Genomic DNA, 17,303 nt, shown 5'->3' with positions numbered 1-17,303 from the left:
TTCGGCCGCGTTTGTGTCCGAGCGTTACCGGCGTCGGCGCGGCGCTGTGCGCTCGAGGCTTCGACTGTGCGAGCCGTTGCCGCGACGCTCGACCTTTCCGCCACTCTTCTCGCGTCTTACCGAGCGGCGCTGCGGTAACACTTCGTTAACCATTCGAAACGTTACTCACGGCCATCGCTGCAAATTTCCGTCGAACGATTCGTCTTTTGAGTCGCAAGCGATGCGACGCAGACGATCCGCTGCGGATCGACGTCGAGACGTTGAACAAAGCGGGCGCGGCGCAGTGGAGTGCTCTCGGCGCGGACTATCTGTCACCGCGCCTACGTTCTTCCCCGGGACGTGAGGCTCGAGATCGAATACGAGGAACTGGTCGACGATTTCGAACCGAACGTGCGTCGCATGCTCGCGCATCGCGGACTCGAGTGGGACGAACGTTGCCTCCTCCCATTTCACGAGACGACGCGGCCTGTGAGTGCCGCGAGTTCTGCGCAGGTGCGCCGGCCGTTGTATCGCACGTCGATGCGGCGTTGGCAGCCGCGACGCGAATGGCTCGAACCGCTATGGGAAGGCTTCGGTCCCGAGCTGGCGGCGGCCGACGCTCAATGCGCGATCACCGACACATGATGCAGCCACGGGTACACGCCGGCAATGAACGCCGCGTAGATCGCCGCCATCGTCACGCCGGCGGCCGTGCCCCACACGTCGCGCGAGGCCGCGCCCTGGCGGAAATGCACGGGTAGTCCGACCACGACGTAGCCGATCACGAAGAACAGGATGACCGCATGCACCGGCGACAGATCGTGACCGATGAAGTCGAGCAACGCGGACAGGTTGAATTGCGACATGGACATACAGGCAGTCACGAAGGCGGGGGGATCGCACGGCGCCGGAACACAAGGAAACAGTGGAGTGAACGATGACTGAACCACTTCACTATCGACGTTCCACAGCGCGACGACCTAAGCCGATTAAAGGCCATGCAATCGCGATCTGCAAGGAAAAAACCTGTATGAATTCGGACTGCCCGACATTGCTTGCAGCGTGCCTGCGCCGCGACTTTCGGCGGGTTTGGCAACGCTTTCACGGAGACGGTCTCAACGCTCGTCGGGCTTCGGTTTGCGCAAGGGATCGAGCAGCGGCTTCAAACCGTTGTGATCGATCTCGTGCATCAACGCGAGCAGCCGGCCGATCTCGCCGGGCGGAAAGCCCTGGCTCGCGAACCAGTTCAAATAGTGGCCGGGCAGGTCGGCGATCACGCGGCCTTTATATTTCCCGTAGGGCATCACGCGCGTGACCAGTAATTCGAGGTGTTCGTGATTCATGGCAACGAAGTCATGATGAAGCGCGCCTCATGAGCGCAAAGCGTGTACTACGCAAATCGCCAGGCGGCGCGCAGCAACGCATGGCCCCGCATTCTAGCCTTGCTGCAGGTAATGCGCCGGCGTGGTAACGTCTGCGCTTTCCGTTCATCTCTTCAACAGGACAAGTTAGATGGAATACCGCAGACTCGGCGACTCCGACGTGCAGGTCAGCCTGATTGGTCTCGGCACGATGACGTGGGGCGAGCAGAACACCGAGCAGGAAGCACACGCGCAGATCGACTACGCGCTCGATCACGGCGTGAACCTGATCGACACCGCCGAAATGTATCCGGTTCCGCCGCGCGCCGAAACGCAAGGTTCGACGGAGCGCTACATCGGCACGTGGCTCGCGCAGCACAAGAGCGCGCGCGAGAAGATCGTGCTCGCCACCAAGATCGCGGGTCCCGCGCGTCAGCCGCACAATCCGCGTCATATTCGCGGCGAAGGCAACCAGTTCGACCGCAAGAACCTGACCGAGGCGCTCAACGACAGCCTCAAACGTCTGCAAACGGACTACGTCGATCTGTATCAGCTGCATTGGCCCGATCGCAGCACGATGACCTTCGGCCGTCCGTCATATCCGTGGGTCGACGACGCGTACACGGTGCCGATCGAGGAAACGCTGACGGTGCTCGCCGAATTCGTGAAGGCTGGCAAGGTGCGCCATGTCGGCGTGTCGAACGAAACGCCGTGGGGTGTCGCGCAGTTTCTGCGCGCGGCCGAAAAGCTCGGCTTGCCACGCATCGTCAGCATCCAGAATCCGTACAGCCTGTTGAACCGCACGTACGAAGCGGGTCTGTCCGAGTACGCGCATCGCGACAACATCGGTCTGCTCGCGTACTCGCCGCTCGCGTTCGGCTGGCTGTCGGGCAAGTACGAAGGTGGCGCGCGTCCGGCCGGCGCACGCATCACGCTGTTCGAGCGCTTCGCGCGCTACAGCAAGCCGCAAGCCGTGCAGGCGACTACCCGTTATGTCGAGCTCGCGAAGCGCCACGGCATGTCGCCCGCGCAATTCGCGCTCGCGTTCGTCAATAGCCGGCCGTTCGTGACCAGCAATCTGATCGGCGCGACGTCGCTCGAGCAGTTGAAGGAAAACATCGCGAGCGCGGACGTCAAGCTGTCGCCGGAAGTGCTTGCGGAAATCGACAAGCTGCACGAGCTGCAGCCGAATCCGGCGCCTTGATGTCGGTGCCGAGGTAAGCGCGACGCGCTTGCCGCGGTCGCCCCGGTGGAATGCCGGGGCGGCCGCGGCAGGCACCGCGAATCAATCGGCGCGAGCCGAACTCAAGTCGCGGCCTTTGCCGCATCCACTTCCTCGCGCTTCGCCGCAAGCGGCGAATTCTCGCCGAGATCCCAGAACAGTCCCGCCATCATCTGCAGGCCCTCACGCACCACCGGGCCTAGAAGGTGCTCGTTCGGCGCATGCTGCGAGCAGGCCGGATAAGAATGCGGCACCCAGATCGTCGGCAGACCGAGCGTGTCGGCGAATACCTCGTTCGGCAGCGTGCCGCCGAGATTCGGCAGCAGCGCGGTCTTCTTGCCGGTGGTCGCTTCGAGCGACGCTAGCGCCCATGTGACCCACGGATCGTCGGGATCGAGCCGTGTGGCCGGTGCGCCCCGTTCGACGTCGATTTCGACCAGCTGAAAGCCGTGCCCATCGAGATGCGCGCGCAGGTGCTTGCCGAGATTTTCCCAATCCGTGCCGACCACGAAACGCAACTGGCAGACCGCGAACGCAGACGGCGGAATCGCGTTGACGGGGTTCTCCGGATTGCCCGCCTTGAAGGCCAGCACTTCGAAGCTGTTCCAGCCGAACACGCGCTCGGGCGCGGAAAGACCCGGCTCGCCCCAGTTGTCATCGACGGTGGGGTCGCCGGGACCGTCGCCCACCGTGATGTCGGCCAGCGCGCGGCGCACGGCCTCGGGGATCGGCGGCGGACGCAGGCCGTCGACTGCGATCACGCCGCGCGCATCGACGAGACTCGCGAGCGCATTGGCGAGCACCGTCGCCGGATTGCGCAACAGGCCGCCCCAGTTGCCCGAGTGATGCGCGCCGTCGCGCAGGTTCAGCGACAGCTTGAAATTGACCGCGCCGCGCGAGCCGAGAAACACGGTCGGACGACGCGCGGCGAGACGCGGGCCGTCGGAGGCGATCAGCACGTCGGCGGCGAGTTCGTCGCGGTGCGCGCGGCAGATCGCATCGAGCCCCGGCGAGCCGGTTTCTTCGCCCATTTCGATCAGCAGCTTCGTGTTGAAGCCGAGTTTGCCGTCGCGCGCGGCGAGCGTGCACGCGAGCGCGGCGAGGTTGATCGAGTGCTGGCCTTTGTTGTCGGCGGTGCCGCGACCGAACCAGCGCTCGCCAACGACCGTCACCGCCCACGGCGTCAGCGGCGCGCGCCACTGGCTGTCGTAGCCGCGCACGACGTCGCCGTGGCCGTAGATCAGCACGGTCGGCAGATGATCGCCTTCGTGACGGTTCGCGATCAGGAACGGACCGAAGCCGTCGACCGGGTTATCGACGATGCGCGTGCTGAAGCCGAGGCGCTCCGCTTGCGGCTGGATTTCGTTGGTCAGATAAGACCGCAGCAGCGCGCCGCGATCGCTTTCCTGGCTTTCGGTGCGAATACCGACGCGGCGGTTCAGGTCGGCGAGAAAAGCGCCGGATTCGAAGTGCCGGGTGGCAAGCTCGATGGCCTGGTGGCGGCTCATGTCGGTGTCTCCAATGCGGGGGATGGGCGAGGCGGGCAGAGGGCCGCGGACCGATGGCAGGGTCTTCGGGCGATTTGTCCGCGATCTCATTGCGATCGATTCTAGAAGCGCGTCATTTTTGTCACAATGATCATGTTTCGAAGCTTGCATTGCCGGAAAAGCAAAGCGTCATCGCACCGTTGCAACTGATTCGATCGAGGCGTCCCGAATGGCACGTTCACTGCATGGCATCGCGTTGCGTTATTTCGTCGAAGTCGCGCGCAGCGGCTCGCTGAGCGACGCGTCCGAACGGCTGCATGTCGCGGTATCGGCGCTCAGCCGGCAGATCGCGCGGCTCGAGAGCGAACTCGGCGTCACGCTATTCGAGCGGCGTCCGCGCGGCATGGCGCTGTCCGAGGCGGGCGAGCGGCTGCTCGCGTACGCACAACGCAGCCTGCTGGAAGCCGAGCACGTGATGAAGGAACTCAGCGGTCTCGCTAGCCTGCACGGCAGCCGGATCAAGATCGCGACCGCCGAGGGCTTCGCGGTCGACTTCCTGCCCGCCGCGATCGCGGAGTTCCGCGCCGAGCATCCCGGCATCGATTTCACGTTGACTGTGATGTCGCCGGCCGACGCGACCCGGCATGTGCGCGACGGTGACGTCGACATCGCGTTGTCGTTCAGCCTCGCGCCGGAGAAGGGCGTCAAGGTCGAGCACACCGAGCGCGCGCCGGTGTTCGTGCTGGTGCGTGTCGATCATCCGCTCGCGGCGCGCGCGAAGCTGTCGCTCGCCGAGGTGAGCCGTTATCCGCTGGTGTTGTCGGAGACCGGCACCACGCTTCGCCAGTTGATCGACATCACCTGCGCGCTCGAAGGCATCCTGCTCGAGCCGGACCTGATCTGCAACAACAGCGGCGCGAGTTATCGCTATGCGCAGAAGTCCGGCGCGATCATGTTCACGGGGCTGCTGTCGGTGCGCGACCGCTATGCGGCCGACGGCTTCGTCGTGATTCCGCTGACCGACCCGCAGATGCGCCAGCGCAGTATCCAGGTGCAGACGATGGCGGGGCGCGAGTTGCCGCCGTCGGTGCGGGCGTTTCGCGACCATCTGATCGCACGGATCGCGGATCCGAAGCCAGCCGGGGCTCAGGCCTCGAAGGCGGACCGAGGGCGCGGCAAGCGCACGCCGCGTCGCCCGCGAGCCGATGCATGAAATGCGACACATGCCACGCACTAAGCGGCAATTGTTCTCCCGAGATCCGAATCACGACCTAAACTGTGGTGGACGGCAAGGACGGCCCTGAGAAAACGACCCTGATTGTGCGCGCCACGATCAGGGGAAACGGCAGAACTATGGCAGTCGAAGCGCGGACCGGCCGCGCCACCCGCGATGCTGCGATGCACACAAGCGGCAATAGATGCACCCAAAAAGAAACGCGGCGCGTCGTCCCGATGGCGCGTTGCCCACAACAGAGCGATAGGACCAACACATCCATGGCGCAACAGAAAACCAATCCGAAACTCGAGCAGGCGCTCACGCGCGGTGATCTCGCGATCCGCCAGGCAAACTCGGCGAGAGCGACCGCGCTGTTGCGTGCGCTCGCCAAGATGATCGTCGATGCGTCGGCGACCATCGGTGTGGAAGCCTTCACATTGATTCACGACGGCGACAAGATTTACGATCCCGCCGATGGTCTGTGGCCGCAGGCGCTGCTGATCTCGCTCGACGGTCCGGTCGAGGATGCCGATCCCGACGAATTGCGCACGGTGCGGCTGATCGCGGACGATCCGGCCACCGTGTTCCGGGTCGAATGGCAGCGCGCCGATGGCAAGATCGGGCGTCACGAGGGCGGCCCGTTCGCGACGGTCGCGTTCATCTCCGACGTCGACATTCCGTGGACCGATGACGAGGACTGAGCGCGCGACGATAGCAAACGCGCATAGCGACGACCGGCGCGTTCGGCTTACTTCATCATGCGGCGCCGAAACAGGATCGCCGACACGATAAAGCCGCCGACTGCATAAGCGGCCAGTACGCTCACATGCAGCGCCGCGTGCTCCATCGGCCGGCCGAGCATCGCCGGGCGCATCAGATCGACCGCCTTGGCGAGCGGCAGCGCGGCGGTCACCGCTTGAGCGGGGCCGGGCAGTTGCGAGATCGGAAAGAACACGCCGGAGAGCAGCAGCATCGGCGTGAGCACGAGCGTCTGATAGAACATGAAAAAGTCGTACGACGGCGCGAGCGCCGTCACGATCATCGCGAGGCTCGCGAACGCGAGACCGGCCAGCACGATGACCGGCAGCGCGAGCAGCATCGACGGAAAACTCGCATAGCCGAGCGCGCCCGCCACCAGCATGATCGCCACACCCGACAACACCGATTTGCTGGCGGCCCACACTACCTCGCCGAGCACGATATCGCCGAGCGTGAGCGGCGTATGCATGATCGCCTCCCACGTTCGCTGCACGTGCATGCGCGAAAAGCCCGAATACATCGACTCGAAGCTCGCCGACATCATCACGCTCGACGCCACCGTGCCCGCCGCGAGGAAGGAGATATACGACACGCCGTCGACGTGCCCGACCATCAGCCCGAGCCCCAAGCCGAGACCGAACAGATAGATCATCGGATCGGCGAGGTTGCCGAACATCGACGCAATCGCGAGCTTCTTCCACACCAGATAGTTGCGGCGCCACACCGCGATCCAGTTCGTGCCATTGGCTGGGAAGGCGCCGAACGGCTCTTGTGCCGATGGCGTGCCGTCGTGGGTTTCGTAGGTGCGTGCGTCCATCAAGTGTCTCGCTGCGGGTTCAGTCCTGCATTTCGCGGCCGGTGAGCCGCAGAAACACATCTTCGAGATTCGCCGGCCGATGCAGATAGCGCAAATCCGCGCGCTGCTTCAGGCGCATATGCACGGGCTGCGCGTCGTTCACGTAACAGAACAGGGTCTCGCCGCTGATCTCGGTGCGCTCGGCGAGCGGTGCGAGTTCGTCTCGCAATGCAAACGGATCGGGACCATAGATCTCGATCACGTCGCAGCCGATCTCGGACTCGATTAGCTCGCGCGGCGCGCCTTCTGCGATCTTGCGTCCTTCCTCGATCACGCACAGTCGATGACAGAGCCGTTCGGCTTCTTCCATGAAGTGTGTGGTCAGCAGGATGGTCTTGCCGCGCGCGAGCAGCGATCTCAGTCGCTCCCAGATCAGATGGCGCGCTTGCGGGTCGAGACCGGTGGTCGGTTCGTCCATGATCAGCACGTCGGGATCGTTGATCAGCGCGCGCGCCAGCGTGAGGCGCCGCTTCATGCCGCCCGACAGTTCGCTCACGCGTGCGTCCGCCTTGTTCTCGAGGCGGGCGAATTCGAGCAGACCCGGCACCGCCGCGCGACACTGCGCGGCGCTCAGGCCGAAGTAGCGGCCGAACACGAGCAGATTTTCACGCACGGTGAAATCGGGATCGAGGTTGTCGAACTGCGGCACCACGCCCACGCGCGAGCGCGCGAGGCGCGCGCGGCCAGGGATCGGTTCGCCGCACAGGCGAATCGCGCCGGCGTCGGGCGCCGCGATGCCGAGCAGCATGCGCAGCGTCGTGGTCTTGCCGGCGCCGTTGGGGCCAAGCAGCCCGAAGCATTCGCCGGTGTTCACATGAAACGACAATCCGTCGACGACCGTTTTTTCGCCATAGTTTTTCCTGACCTGATGGAATTCGATGGGGGCTGCGGGCATGACTCGAGCGAGGCTCCAGAAGAAGACATAACGTACGCGCAAGACACACAACATACCTGCGACGCACGCATTGCGCACAGGCCGCTTATTCTAGGGTATCGGCCACTGACGCGAGAGGGTGTCCGGGAACGCGTAATGCATGTGATGCGATGCGTTCGCATAGGAAGTTTTGCGGTGCCGCAAACGTGTGCGAACACTGCTCCAGGTGGCCCAACGCTTGTGCAGACGGCTTGAGCACGCACCGACTATGCACTTAGCGTTTTCCATCCCTTGCAAGCCGAATTGCGGCGCACCATGATTGATTCAGACCGCGCTTTCCGCGCGAATGGGAGAAGACAGATGGCGAGCTACCAGAAAATCCTGTTGTGCTACGACGGCTCGCGCGAAGGCCGCAAAGCCCTGCGTTGCGGCGCCGATCTGGCGTTGGACCTGAAGGCGGAAACGCATCTGCTGTCGGTAGTAGACATGCGTTCCAGCATCGCGCAAAGCGCGGGCTTATTGACCGATGTGGCCTGCGGAAGCTTCGAAAAAACGGCCCGCGAGATTCTGCAGGAGGGCGTGAACTGGCTGACCGAGCGAGGCGTGAACGCGCAGGGGCATTTCGCATTCGGTCATCCGATCGACGAGATCGCCAATCTTGCCAACGAGTTGCACGTCGACCTCGTGGTGGTGGGACATCGCTGCCGGACCGGTTTGTCGAGGTGGTGGATGGGGGCGGGCAACACGCCGCTGCTCGACCGCGTGTCGTGCAGCATTCTGGTGGCGTGCTCGTCCGCGCAGGAGCAGCAGCAGGCGGCCGCGGCGTAATACGAACAAACCTGACACGCGGCTGGCTCCAATGGCCAGCCCGCGCATCTCCGCAGTTCACGGCTTGAACCTCACTCGTTCAGATTGATCGCCGCGAGCTTCCACGTGACCAGACCTTCGCGACGGAAGATAGCCGAATAGTTCGCGTTGCCTTCGCCGCGGCGGTACGTGACCACAAACTCGTTGAGACTCCGATAGCCGGCCGTGCTTTGACGCCCGGGCGGTGGCGCGCTTGCGTGCGTGGTGGTGTCGCCCGCGGCCGATGCGGCCGGCGCTTCTCCGCCCGCGGCTGGCGGTGCTGACGGTTGCTCTCCCGGTGTGCCGTGCGGCGGCATGCCGTTCAGTAGTGCCGCGACGCCGTCGGGTGTCGCATAGGCATCGACGAGCGGGCCGATCAGTGTCACGCCGATCACCGCGCCGATCGTGGCCATCTTGTTGCCGGCATCCGCTTCGAGCCGGCGCGTCAGCATGGCGCCCACCTGCTGCTTCAGGCTATCGCGCAGCGCAGGGAAGTCGACGTACTGATTGACGGTTTGCACGTCACGCGCGTCTGCCGCGCGTTTGAGATTGTTCACCGCGAGATATGGTGACGCGTAAATAAACCCCAGCGCGGCAATTACGATCACCACGATCAGCGTGATCAGCAGCGGCCGGGTGGCGCTGCCCTGTGTGCGTTTCGGAATGGTCATCGAATGGGACTCCACGTCAGTGATGATCTAACGTCGACCACGGCCAGGTCGAAACGATCCCATCCCACGCGTATCTCTGAACATCCGAAGTGCTTATTGCATGCGTGCTCAGAATTCGCTCAGGCTTCGAACACCGCGCCGTGCACGTTGGCTTCGTCGGCTATGCAACGATCGATCATACGGCATACGGCGTCGACCGTGCCGACCATGATCAGTCGCGACGGTCCATGATAGACCCGCACCGGAGCGCGGCGCGCGGGCTCCGCGATATTCAGCGCCGAATTCAGCGATACGCGCGCAAACGCCGGCAACGACGACGGCAGACCGCAAGCTTCGGCAGGCACGTCGAACAGCGACGGCGTGCGCGCCGCGGGCGCCTCGATCGGTGCGCAAGGCGTGAGCTTGCGCAGATGGCGCAGACGGCCGAACTGGCGAAAAGGCAGCAGGCGGGCAAGGCGTTCCATGAGTCTCTCCAGACGATGCGGCTTGAATGCGCGGCGTAATGCGGGCGTTAATGCGGGCGTTAATGCGGCTTGGTTCGGACAAACCGGCGCGAGCGTTCCGGCCACAAAGATCAGAACTCGCTGGGGCGAATCAGCCCGACCGCGATCCCTTCGAGCGCGAAATCCGCGCTGCCGGTTTCCACGAAGATGTTGTCGTAGTCGGGGTTTTCGGCGATCAGTTCGATGCCGTTCGGCCGGCGCTTCAGACGCTTGACCGTCACGTCGTCGCCAAGCCGCGCAATGATGATCTGGCCGTCTTTCGCTTCGCTGCGCTTTTGCACCGCGAGCAGGTCGCCGTCGAGAATGCCCGCGTCGCGCATCGACAGGCCGCGCACCTTCAGCAGGTAGTCGGGCTTGCTCGAGAACAGCGCCGGGTCGCACGCGTAGTGCTGCGAGATATGTTCCTGCGCGAGGATCGGGCTACCCGCCGCGACCCGGCCGATCAGCGGCAATGACAACTGCATCAGGCCCGCATGCGGCAGCGTGAACTGGTGCGGCGCATCCTCCTGCCCGGACAGCAGGCGGATGCCGCGCGACGCGCCTGCCGCGAGTTCGATCACGCCCTTGCGCGCCAGCGCGCGCAGATGCTCTTCCGCGGAATTGGCCGAGCTGAAACCGAGTTCGGCGGCAATTTCCGCGCGAGTGGGCGGAAAACCGGTGCGTTCGATCGCGCGGCGGATCAGATCGAAAACCTGCTGCTGTCGTGCGGTGAGTTTGGTCATGGCCACTGTATGTATGAACAGGTGACTGTATTTTTATACAGTATTCGGCGCATTTCAAGCTTTACTTTAAGTTCGACGCAAGGGCGCGCTGGGGCGTCGTTTATCGGCGACATGGCGACGATTTCGACGTCTGAACAGCCGGCGCGTCTGCCGTTACCACTTTTGAGCATTAAAAAATGAAGAAACATTATTTTTAATGATGAAAGCCCTTCGATAGACTGGCTTCCGGTTAGCGCTCATGTGCACGTGACCGCGACGCAAAACAACACCAGACGCTCAACAGCGGACATCACGCGGAGAAAGATTGAGATGAACCATCGGCATACGGGGCTTGCGGCTCGAACCAGAAAACTGATCACGGCGCTTGCCGTCGGCGCGGCGGGTACGCTCGGCATGTTGGGCGCAAGCGGCGTCGCGCACGCCGACACCACGCTGCTGAACGTGTCCTACGATCCGACGCGCGAGCTGTATCAGGACATCAATCAGGCATTCGGCAAAGAATGGAAGGCCAAGACCGGCGAAGCCGTCACCTTCAAGCAGTCGCACGGCGGCTCGGGCGCGCAGGCTCGCTCGGTGCTCGACGGTCTGCAGGCCGACGTCGTGACGCTCGCGCTCGCTTACGACATCGACGCCATCGCGAACAAGGGGCTCGTGGACAAGAACTGGCAGAAGCGTCTGCCGGACAACGCATCGCCGTACACGTCGACGATCGTGTTTCTGGTGCGCAAGGGCAACCCGAAGCACATCAAGGATTGGGACGATCTGGTGAAGCCGGGCGTGTCGATCGTGACGCCGAATCCGAAGACCTCGGGCGGCGCGCGCTGGAACTACCTGGCCGCGTGGGCGTACGCCGAGCATCAGCCGGGCGGCAACGACCAGAAGGCCAAGGAGTTCGTCGGCAAGCTGTACAAGAACGCCGGCGTGCTCGATTCGGGCGCGCGCGGCGCGACCACCAGCTTCGTGCAGCGCGGTATCGGCGATGTGCTGATCGCGTGGGAAAACGAGGCGTTCCTGTCGGTGAAGGAGTTCGGTCCGGACAAGTTCGAGATCGTGGTGCCGACGGTGAGCATCCTGGCCGAGCCGCCGGTCGCGGTGGTCGACAAGGTCGTCGACAAACACGGCACGCGCAAGCTAGCCGACGCGTATCTGAACTTTCTGTATAGCGAGGAAGGGCAGGAGATCGCCGCGCGCAATTTCTATCGTCCGCGTTCGAACAAGGTGCCGGCCGATCTGACCGCGAAGTTTCCGAAGCTGAAGCTGTACACGATCGACGATTCGTTCGGCGGCTGGACCAACGCGCAGAAGACCCATTTCGCGGACGGCGGCGTATTCGATTCGATTTATCAGCCGCAGTAACAACCATCGCCTGAAGCACGGGCACAGGCAACAAGGGCGCGCCCAATGGGCGCGCTTTCGGCTAACCGGGACCCGGTGGCCAGCAGGGCGGTAGTACCGCAACACCGCAACACCGCAACACGAACAACCGCGCGAGCATCAACCATGAACGAGTATCCAGCATGACCACGTTGACCTTCCGCAAGCCGAGCGCATTGCCCGGCTTTGGCCTGACACTCGGCATCACGGTGGCTTATTTGAGCCTCGTGGTGCTGATTCCATTGGCGGCGACCTTTCTGAAAACCGCGACGCTCGACTGGGACCAGTTCGTGCGCGCGGTGGCGTCGCCGCGCGTGCTCGCGTCGTATCGGCTGACGTTCTTCTCGGCGCTCGGCGGCGCGCTGATCAACGCGGTGTTCGGCTTTCTCGTCGCGTGGGTGCTGGTGCGCTACACGTTTCCGTTCAAGCGCATCGTCGATGCGGTCGTCGATCTGCCGTTCGCGCTGCCCACCTCGGTCGCGGGCATTTCGCTCGCGGCCGTGTATGCGGGAAACGGCTGGATCGGCCAGTTCCTCGCGCCGCTCGGCGTCAAGATCGCGTTCACGCCGGTCGGTGTGCTGGTCGCGCTGACGTTCATCGGCCTGCCGTTCGTCGTGCGCACGGTGCAGCCGGTGCTCGAGGAGTTCGAGCGCGAGCAGGAAGAGGCGGCCGCGTGCCTCGGCGCGTCGCGCTGGCTCACGTTTCGCCGCGTCGTGCTGCCGGCCGTGTTCCCGGCGCTCTTGACCGGCTTCGCGCTCGCCTTCGCGCGCGCGCTCGGCGAATACGGCTCGGTGATCTTCATCGCCGGCAATGTGCCGATGAAGTCGGAGATCACGTCGCTGCTGATCATCACGAAGCTCGAGCAATACGACTATGCGGGCGCGACGGCGCTTGCGGTCGTGATGCTGGTCGTGTCGTTCCTGATGCTGCTGCTGATCAATACGCTGCAGTGGTGGCTGCAGCGGCGCACGAGCCGCGGCAATGCGGGGCCGGCGCCAGTGGCCACGAGCGTCGCGGCAATCGGTGGAGGTGTGCAATGAGCCGTCTTCCGACCAACCCGGCGAGCGGTGCGCGTCGCCCCGATCCGGTCAGCGAACCGCCCGTCGTGCGCTGGCTGCTGATCGGCGTCGCGCTGCTGTTTCTCGCGCTGTTTCTGGTCGTGCCGCTCGCCGCGGTGTTCTACCAGGCGCTGAACAAGGGGCTGCGTTTTTACTTCGAAGCGCTCGCCGATCCAGATGCGCTGTCGGCGATCAAGCTCACGTTGCTCACCGCGTCGATCGCTGTGCCGCTGAACCTCGTGTTCGGCCTCGCGGCGTCGTGGTGTATCGCGAAGTTCGACTTCCGCGGCAAGGCACTGCTGACCACGCTGATCGATCTGCCGTTTTCGGTGTCGCCGGTGATCTCCGGTCTGATCTACGTGCTGATGTTCGGCGCGCAGGGCTGGTTCGGCCCGTGGCTCGAAGATCACAACGTGCAGATCATCTTCGCGGTGCCGGGCATCGTGCTCGCGACGATCTTCGTCACGTTCCCGTTCGTCGCGCGCGAACTGATTCCGCTGATGCAGGCGCAGGGCAACGACGAGGAAGAAGCCGCGCACGTGCTCGGCGCATCGGGCTGGCAGACGTTCCGTCGTGTGACGCTGCCGAACGTCAAGTGGGGCCTGCTGTACGGCGTGATTCTGTGCAATGCGCGCGCGATGGGCGAGTTCGGTGCGGTGTCGGTGGTGTCCGGCCATATTCGCGGGCAGACCGACACGATGCCGCTGCACGTCGAAATCCTCTACAACGAGTACAACTTCTCGGCCGCGTTCGCCGTGGCCTCGCTGCTCGCGCTGCTGGCACTGGTCACGTTGGGGCTCAAGCTGCTGGCCGAGCGTCATATGTCGGCGGAACTGTCGGCGGCGCGTGAGGTGCCCGCGCATGCGGGACCGGCGCCGGCCGGTGCGTCACAGGCCAATAGCGCGCAGTCCGCTTCTCGTTCGTTTTTCGTCAACGCCACGCCTGCGTCGCAGCGACATCCGCTCAAGCAAGGAGAGCTGTAAATGGGTATCACCGTTCGTAACCTGCAAAAGCGCTTCGGCGATTTCGTCGCGCTCGACAACGTGTCGCTCGACTTTCCGCCGGGCGAACTCGTCGCGCTGCTCGGGCCGTCGGGTTGCGGCAAGACGACCCTGCTGCGCGTGATCGCCGGCCTCGAATACGCGGACGGCGGCCAGGTCGAGCTGCAAGGTCAGGACGTCGCGGCGGTCGGCGCGCGCGAGCGCGAGGTGGGCTTCGTGTTCCAGCATTACGCGCTGTTCCGTCATATGACGGTGTTCGAGAACGTCGCGTTCGGCCTGCGTGTGAAGCCGCGCAAGGAACGTCCGTCGGAGAAGGTGATTCGCGAGAAGGTGCATGAACTGCTGAAGCTCGTGCAACTCGATTGGCTCGCGCAACGCTATCCGTCGGAGCTGTCCGGTGGTCAGCGGCAACGCATCGCGCTTGCGCGCGCGTTGGCCGTCGAGCCGAAGGTGCTGCTGCTCGACGAGCCGTTCGGCGCGCTCGACGCGAAGGTGCGCAAGGAACTGCGCAGCTGGCTGCGTCGCCTGCACGACGATCTGCATATCTCGACGATCTTCGTCACGCACGATCAGGAAGAGGCGCTCGAAGTGGCCGATCGCATCGTCGTGCTCAATCGCGGCCATGTCGAGCAGGTGGGCAGCCCGCAGGACGTGTATGACCATCCGCAGACGCCGTTCGTCTACGAGTTTCTCGGCGCGGCGAACCGTCTGCACGGCAACGTCGATGGGCAAGGCTTCGTCGTCGATGGCGCCGCGCTGCCGGTCGCGATCACGGCGGGTTTCAGCGGTCCGGCGTTCGCCTATGTGCGGCCGCATGACCTGCAACTGTATCCGCAGGCGGCCGGGCATCGCGACGGCATCGTCGTCGACGTGCGGCGCGTGGTGACGCTCGGCGGCTCGGTGCGCGTCGAGCTCGCCGGTCGCGCGGGCAATCTGCTCGAAGCCGAACTCGATCGCGAAACGTGGCGTGATCTGCAACTCGCGGTCGGCGACGGCGTGACCGCGGTGCCGCGCGCGCTGCGGGTGTTTCCGGCGCAGTGAGATGGCAGCGCCGCCGTGCGGCGCTCGAAGCAGGAGAGAAACGTATCGGCCGTACCGAGTGGTTCCATTTGGCATTTGGCGGCTCTAATAACTCAACTCTGGCAGAACCGGAGACATATCGATGAATTTCCAGCAATTGCGCTTCGTGCGCGAGGCCGTGCGGCAGAACATGAATCTGACCGAAGTGGCGAACGTGCTGTACACGTCGCAGTCGGGCGTGTCCAAGCAGATCAAGGATCTCGAGGACGAACTCGGCGTCGACATTTTCATTCGCCGCGGCAAGCGGCTGACGGGCCTCACCGAACCGGGCAAGGCCGTGCATCAGCTGATCGAACGGATGCTGCTCGATGCGGAGAATCTGCGCCGCGTCGCGCGTCAGTACGCGGATCAGGACAGCGGCCACCTCGTCGTCGCGACCACCCACACGCAGGCCCGCTACGCGCTGCCGAAGGTGGTTCGACAGTTCACGTCGGTGTTCCCGAAAGTGCATCTGGCGCTGCGTCAGGGCAGCCCGCAGCAGATCGCGCAGATGATCATCAACGGCGAGGCCGATATCGGCATCTCGACCGAGGCGCTCGACCGCTTTCCCGACATCGTTACGTTCCCGTGCTATTCGTGGCATCACGTGGTGGTGGTGCCGAAGGATCATCCGCTGGTCGGCCGTGAAAACCTGACGCTCGACGAGATCGCCGAATTCCCGATCGTCACGTACGACCAGGACTTCACGGGCCGCTCGCATATCGACCAGGCATTCGCGAAAGCAGGCGCATTGCCCGACGTCGTGCTGACCGCGATCGACGCCGACGTGATCAAGACCTACGTCGAGCTCGGCATGGGCATCGGCGTGGTCGCGGCGATGGCCTACGACCCGAAGCGCGACACCGAACTCGTCGCGCTCGATACGCAGCATCTGTTCGAGGCGAGCACGACGCGCGTCGGCTTGCGCAAGGGCGCGTTCCTGCGTGCGTACGCGTATCGGCTGATTGAGATGTTCGCACCGCAGCTGAGCGAGACCGATATCGCGGCGCAGTTGCGCGAGGCCGCTTAAGCCTCGCGCTTTCACGCATGGCGGCGCGCGGCGCATCGCTTACAATCGCCGCCATGAATACCTCGACTTCCTCTCTCCCGACTCCTCCCAGCACGCCGGGCGCCACTTCCTCGTTGCCATGCATCGCCGTGCTCGCGACCGGCGGCACGATCGCCGGCGCGGCAGCGGACGCCGCCAACACGTCCGGCTATCAGGCGGGCGTCGTCGGCGTCGATCAATTGCTCGCGGCGGTGCCGGCGCTGTCGACGGTTGCGCGGATCGCGCCGGAGCAGATCGCCAGCGTCGATAGCAAGGACATGGCGCTGCCGCTGTGGACCACGCTAGCGCAACGTATCAACACGCTACTCGCGAGCGACGACGTCGACGGTGTGGTCGTCACGCACGGCACCGACACGCTCGAAGAAACCGCCTACCTGCTGCATCTGACCGTCAAGTCGGACAAGCCAGTCGTGCTGACTGCGGCGATGCGGCCGGCGTCGGCGCTATCGGCCGATGGTCCGTTGAATCTGCTGAACGCGGTGACGGTCGCGGCGCATGCGGCTTCGCGCGGGCAGGGCGTGCTGGTCGCGTTCAACAACCGCATTCATAGCGCGCGCGACGTCGTGAAGACGAGCACCTATGCGGTCGACGCGTTCCAGTCGCCGGAAATCGGTGCGCTCGGTTGGGTGCAGGATGGCCGCGTCGAGTTTCAGCGCGGCGTGGTGCGCGCGCATACGCTTGCGAGCGAGTTCGCGATCGATACGGCGTGGCCGCACGTGGAGATCGTCGTGAGCTATGCGGGTGTATCGCGCACTGCCGTCGATGCGCTCGTCGCCGCGGGCGTGCGCGGCATCGTCGTCGCGGGCACGGGCAATGGCTCGTTCCATCAGGCGTTGCAGCAGGCGCTCGCCGAGGCGGTGTCGCGCGGTATCGCGGTGGTGCGCTCGTCGCGTGTCGGCTCGGGGCATGTGATGCGCAACGGCGCCGCCGCCGACGACGCGCTCGGCTTCGTCAGCGCGGGTACGCTGAATCCGTACAAGGCGCGCGTGCTGTTGATGCTGGCGCTGGCAGCGGGCCATACGGCGCCGGCTGCGTTGCAGAAGGTGTTCGATACATACTGATTGACGAATCCGACAGCCGGACACCCGACGACGACGTCTGACCGACCAAGGCTTCCTCGGCGTCGCCGGGTGCCGCTGCGGACCCCACTTGCCGCTCTCAGCCCAGAGCGGCGCGATTTGCCCGTTCCACCGCGCCAGCAGCCGAAGCCGCCGGGCGACGAACGGGCGCCCCACCTGTGCTCATC

General features: G+C 64.4%; 20 protein-coding genes. 12 read left to right on the top strand and 8 right to left on the bottom strand.

Annotation, left to right across the window (positions count from 1 at the left end; genetic code table 11):
* Window positions 1-339: 339 nt before the first annotated feature.
* Window positions 340-624: a hypothetical protein gene (locus tag AB3X96_RS06425; RefSeq protein WP_368589023.1), complete on the top strand. Its 285-nt coding sequence runs from the start codon at window positions 340-342 to the stop codon at window positions 622-624.
* Here AB3X96_RS06425 and AB3X96_RS06420 read toward each other — a convergent pair.
* Both AB3X96_RS06420 and AB3X96_RS06415 read right to left on the bottom strand, forming a co-directional pair.
* Complete coding sequence (locus tag AB3X96_RS06420) at window positions 600-845, bottom strand: hypothetical protein (RefSeq protein WP_176110588.1); 246 nt, start codon at window positions 843-845, stop codon at window positions 600-602. The two genes, AB3X96_RS06425 and AB3X96_RS06420, sit on opposite strands and share 25 nt — an antisense overlap.
* A gap of 249 nt (window positions 846-1,094) precedes the next feature.
* Window positions 1,095-1,322: a DUF3820 family protein gene (locus tag AB3X96_RS06415; protein WP_368589022.1), complete on the bottom strand. Its 228-nt coding sequence runs from the start codon at window positions 1,320-1,322 to the stop codon at window positions 1,095-1,097.
* Window positions 1,323-1,491: 169 nt separating this feature from the next.
* On the opposite strand from AB3X96_RS06415, the gene AB3X96_RS06410 reads away from it, so the two are divergent.
* On the top strand, window positions 1,492-2,544 hold the full coding sequence (locus AB3X96_RS06410) for an NADP(H)-dependent aldo-keto reductase (protein WP_368589021.1): 1,053 nt from the start codon (window positions 1,492-1,494) through the stop codon (window positions 2,542-2,544).
* Between the two features lie 101 nt (window positions 2,545-2,645).
* On the opposite strand, the gene AB3X96_RS06405 is transcribed toward AB3X96_RS06410, so the two are convergent.
* A complete protein-coding gene (locus AB3X96_RS06405) occupies window positions 2,646-4,070 on the bottom strand; it encodes a M20 family metallopeptidase (RefSeq protein WP_368589020.1) in 1,425 nt (474 codons plus the stop codon).
* A gap of 208 nt (window positions 4,071-4,278) precedes the next feature.
* Between AB3X96_RS06405 and AB3X96_RS06400 the strand changes: the two genes are divergently transcribed.
* Both AB3X96_RS06400 and AB3X96_RS06395 read left to right on the top strand, forming a co-directional pair.
* On the top strand, window positions 4,279-5,262 hold the full coding sequence (locus AB3X96_RS06400) for a LysR family transcriptional regulator (RefSeq protein WP_368589019.1): 984 nt from the start codon (window positions 4,279-4,281) through the stop codon (window positions 5,260-5,262).
* A gap of 281 nt (window positions 5,263-5,543) precedes the next feature.
* Window positions 5,544-5,966 carry a hypothetical protein gene (locus AB3X96_RS06395; RefSeq protein ID WP_013089291.1) on the top strand — a complete coding sequence of 141 codons (423 nt, stop codon included), beginning with the start codon at window positions 5,544-5,546 and terminating at the stop codon, window positions 5,964-5,966.
* A 47-nt stretch (window positions 5,967-6,013) separates the two neighbouring features.
* On the opposite strand, the gene AB3X96_RS06390 is transcribed toward AB3X96_RS06395, so the two are convergent.
* Window positions 6,014-6,841 carry an ABC transporter permease gene (locus tag AB3X96_RS06390; RefSeq protein ID WP_368589018.1) on the bottom strand — a complete coding sequence of 276 codons (828 nt, stop codon included), beginning with the start codon at window positions 6,839-6,841 and terminating at the stop codon, window positions 6,014-6,016.
* A 19-nt stretch (window positions 6,842-6,860) separates the two neighbouring features.
* Window positions 6,861-7,775, bottom strand: a complete 915-nt coding sequence (gene nodI / locus AB3X96_RS06385; protein WP_176108698.1) for a nodulation factor ABC transporter ATP-binding protein NodI — start codon at window positions 7,773-7,775, stop codon at window positions 6,861-6,863.
* Window positions 7,776-8,114: 339 nt separating this feature from the next.
* On the opposite strand from nodI, the gene AB3X96_RS06380 reads away from it, so the two are divergent.
* Window positions 8,115-8,582, top strand: coding sequence for a universal stress protein (locus AB3X96_RS06380; RefSeq protein WP_013089294.1), 468 nt, complete (start codon window positions 8,115-8,117; stop codon window positions 8,580-8,582).
* A 71-nt stretch (window positions 8,583-8,653) separates the two neighbouring features.
* Here the strand turns inward: AB3X96_RS06380 and AB3X96_RS06375 are convergent, their stop codons facing one another.
* From AB3X96_RS06375 to lexA, 3 genes are all read right to left on the bottom strand, one after another.
* Entirely contained in the window at window positions 8,654-9,271 is a 618-nt protein-coding gene (locus tag AB3X96_RS06375) for a DUF2939 domain-containing protein (RefSeq protein ID WP_368589017.1), read from the bottom strand.
* Window positions 9,272-9,390: 119 nt separating this feature from the next.
* Complete coding sequence (locus tag AB3X96_RS06370; protein WP_176367783.1) at window positions 9,391-9,735, bottom strand: hypothetical protein; 345 nt, start codon at window positions 9,733-9,735, stop codon at window positions 9,391-9,393.
* 110 nt (window positions 9,736-9,845) lie between these two features.
* Entirely contained in the window at window positions 9,846-10,496 is a 651-nt protein-coding gene (lexA, locus tag AB3X96_RS06365) for a transcriptional repressor LexA (protein WP_008922406.1), read from the bottom strand.
* 9 nt (window positions 10,497-10,505) lie between these two features.
* Between lexA and AB3X96_RS06360 the strand changes: the two genes are divergently transcribed.
* The 7 genes from AB3X96_RS06360 (at window position 10,506) to AB3X96_RS06330 (ending at window position 17,118) form a co-directional block, all read left to right on the top strand.
* Window positions 10,506-10,676 carry a hypothetical protein gene (locus AB3X96_RS06360; RefSeq protein ID WP_368589016.1) on the top strand — a complete coding sequence of 57 codons (171 nt, stop codon included), beginning with the start codon at window positions 10,506-10,508 and terminating at the stop codon, window positions 10,674-10,676.
* Window positions 10,677-10,805: 129 nt separating this feature from the next.
* A complete protein-coding gene (locus AB3X96_RS06355; RefSeq protein WP_368589015.1) occupies window positions 10,806-11,852 on the top strand; it encodes a sulfate ABC transporter substrate-binding protein in 1,047 nt (348 codons plus the stop codon).
* Between the two features lie 161 nt (window positions 11,853-12,013).
* A complete protein-coding gene (gene cysT, locus AB3X96_RS06350) occupies window positions 12,014-12,910 on the top strand; it encodes a sulfate ABC transporter permease subunit CysT (protein ID WP_368589014.1) in 897 nt (298 codons plus the stop codon).
* Window positions 12,907-13,911: a sulfate ABC transporter permease subunit CysW gene (gene cysW, locus AB3X96_RS06345; RefSeq protein WP_368589013.1), complete on the top strand. Its 1,005-nt coding sequence runs from the start codon at window positions 12,907-12,909 to the stop codon at window positions 13,909-13,911. Before cysT ends, cysW begins: the two co-directional genes overlap by 4 nt.
* Window positions 13,912-14,970 carry a sulfate/molybdate ABC transporter ATP-binding protein gene (locus tag AB3X96_RS06340; protein ID WP_176119923.1) on the top strand — a complete coding sequence of 353 codons (1,059 nt, stop codon included), beginning with the start codon at window positions 13,912-13,914 and terminating at the stop codon, window positions 14,968-14,970.
* A gap of 121 nt (window positions 14,971-15,091) precedes the next feature.
* The gene (locus AB3X96_RS06335) at window positions 15,092-16,018 is read left to right on the top strand and encodes a CysB family HTH-type transcriptional regulator (RefSeq protein ID WP_013089301.1); all 927 of its coding nucleotides are present in this window, start codon (window positions 15,092-15,094) and stop codon (window positions 16,016-16,018) included.
* Between the two features lie 53 nt (window positions 16,019-16,071).
* The gene (locus tag AB3X96_RS06330; RefSeq protein WP_368589012.1) at window positions 16,072-17,118 is read left to right on the top strand and encodes an asparaginase; all 1,047 of its coding nucleotides are present in this window, start codon (window positions 16,072-16,074) and stop codon (window positions 17,116-17,118) included.
* Window positions 17,119-17,303 lie beyond the last annotated feature (185 nt).

The organism is Paraburkholderia sp. BR13439 (genome assembly GCF_040948805.1).
GTDB lineage: Bacteria > Pseudomonadota > Gammaproteobacteria > Burkholderiales > Burkholderiaceae > Paraburkholderia > Paraburkholderia youngii.
Note: the sequence above shows the minus strand (reverse complement) of the source record. Positions and strands in the feature narration are given on the sequence as shown.

Bases quoted from the DNA above. Each gene is read 5' to 3' on its own strand.
- AB3X96_RS06420 (WP_176110588.1), bottom strand. From the start codon at position 845: ATGTCGCAATTCAACCTGTCCGCGTTGCTCGACTTCATCGGTCACGAT.
- AB3X96_RS06415 (WP_368589022.1), bottom strand. From the start codon at position 1,322: ATGAATCACGAACACCTCGAATTACTGGTCACGCGCGTGATGCCCTAC.
- AB3X96_RS06410 (WP_368589021.1), top strand. From the start codon at position 1,492: ATGGAATACCGCAGACTCGGCGACTCCGACGTGCAGGTCAGCCTGATT.
- AB3X96_RS06405 (WP_368589020.1), bottom strand. From the start codon at position 4,070: ATGAGCCGCCACCAGGCCATCGAGCTTGCCACCCGGCACTTCGAATCC.
- AB3X96_RS06400 (WP_368589019.1), top strand. From the start codon at position 4,279: ATGGCACGTTCACTGCATGGCATCGCGTTGCGTTATTTCGTCGAAGTC.
- AB3X96_RS06395 (WP_013089291.1), top strand. From the start codon at position 5,544: ATGGCGCAACAGAAAACCAATCCGAAACTCGAGCAGGCGCTCACGCGC.
- AB3X96_RS06390 (WP_368589018.1), bottom strand. From the start codon at position 6,841: ATGGACGCACGCACCTACGAAACCCACGACGGCACGCCATCGGCACAA.
- nodI (WP_176108698.1), bottom strand. From the start codon at position 7,775: ATGCCCGCAGCCCCCATCGAATTCCATCAGGTCAGGAAAAACTATGGC.
- AB3X96_RS06380 (WP_013089294.1), top strand. From the start codon at position 8,115: ATGGCGAGCTACCAGAAAATCCTGTTGTGCTACGACGGCTCGCGCGAA.
- AB3X96_RS06375 (WP_368589017.1), bottom strand. From the start codon at position 9,271: ATGACCATTCCGAAACGCACACAGGGCAGCGCCACCCGGCCGCTGCTG.
- AB3X96_RS06370 (WP_176367783.1), bottom strand. From the start codon at position 9,735: ATGGAACGCCTTGCCCGCCTGCTGCCTTTTCGCCAGTTCGGCCGTCTG.
- lexA (WP_008922406.1), bottom strand. From the start codon at position 10,496: ATGACCAAACTCACCGCACGACAGCAGCAGGTTTTCGATCTGATCCGC.
- AB3X96_RS06360 (WP_368589016.1), top strand. From the start codon at position 10,506: ATGTATGAACAGGTGACTGTATTTTTATACAGTATTCGGCGCATTTCA.
- AB3X96_RS06355 (WP_368589015.1), top strand. From the start codon at position 10,806: ATGAACCATCGGCATACGGGGCTTGCGGCTCGAACCAGAAAACTGATC.
- cysT (WP_368589014.1), top strand. From the start codon at position 12,014: ATGACCACGTTGACCTTCCGCAAGCCGAGCGCATTGCCCGGCTTTGGC.
- cysW (WP_368589013.1), top strand. From the start codon at position 12,907: ATGAGCCGTCTTCCGACCAACCCGGCGAGCGGTGCGCGTCGCCCCGAT.
- AB3X96_RS06340 (WP_176119923.1), top strand. From the start codon at position 13,912: ATGGGTATCACCGTTCGTAACCTGCAAAAGCGCTTCGGCGATTTCGTC.
- AB3X96_RS06335 (WP_013089301.1), top strand. From the start codon at position 15,092: ATGAATTTCCAGCAATTGCGCTTCGTGCGCGAGGCCGTGCGGCAGAAC.
- AB3X96_RS06330 (WP_368589012.1), top strand. From the start codon at position 16,072: ATGAATACCTCGACTTCCTCTCTCCCGACTCCTCCCAGCACGCCGGGC.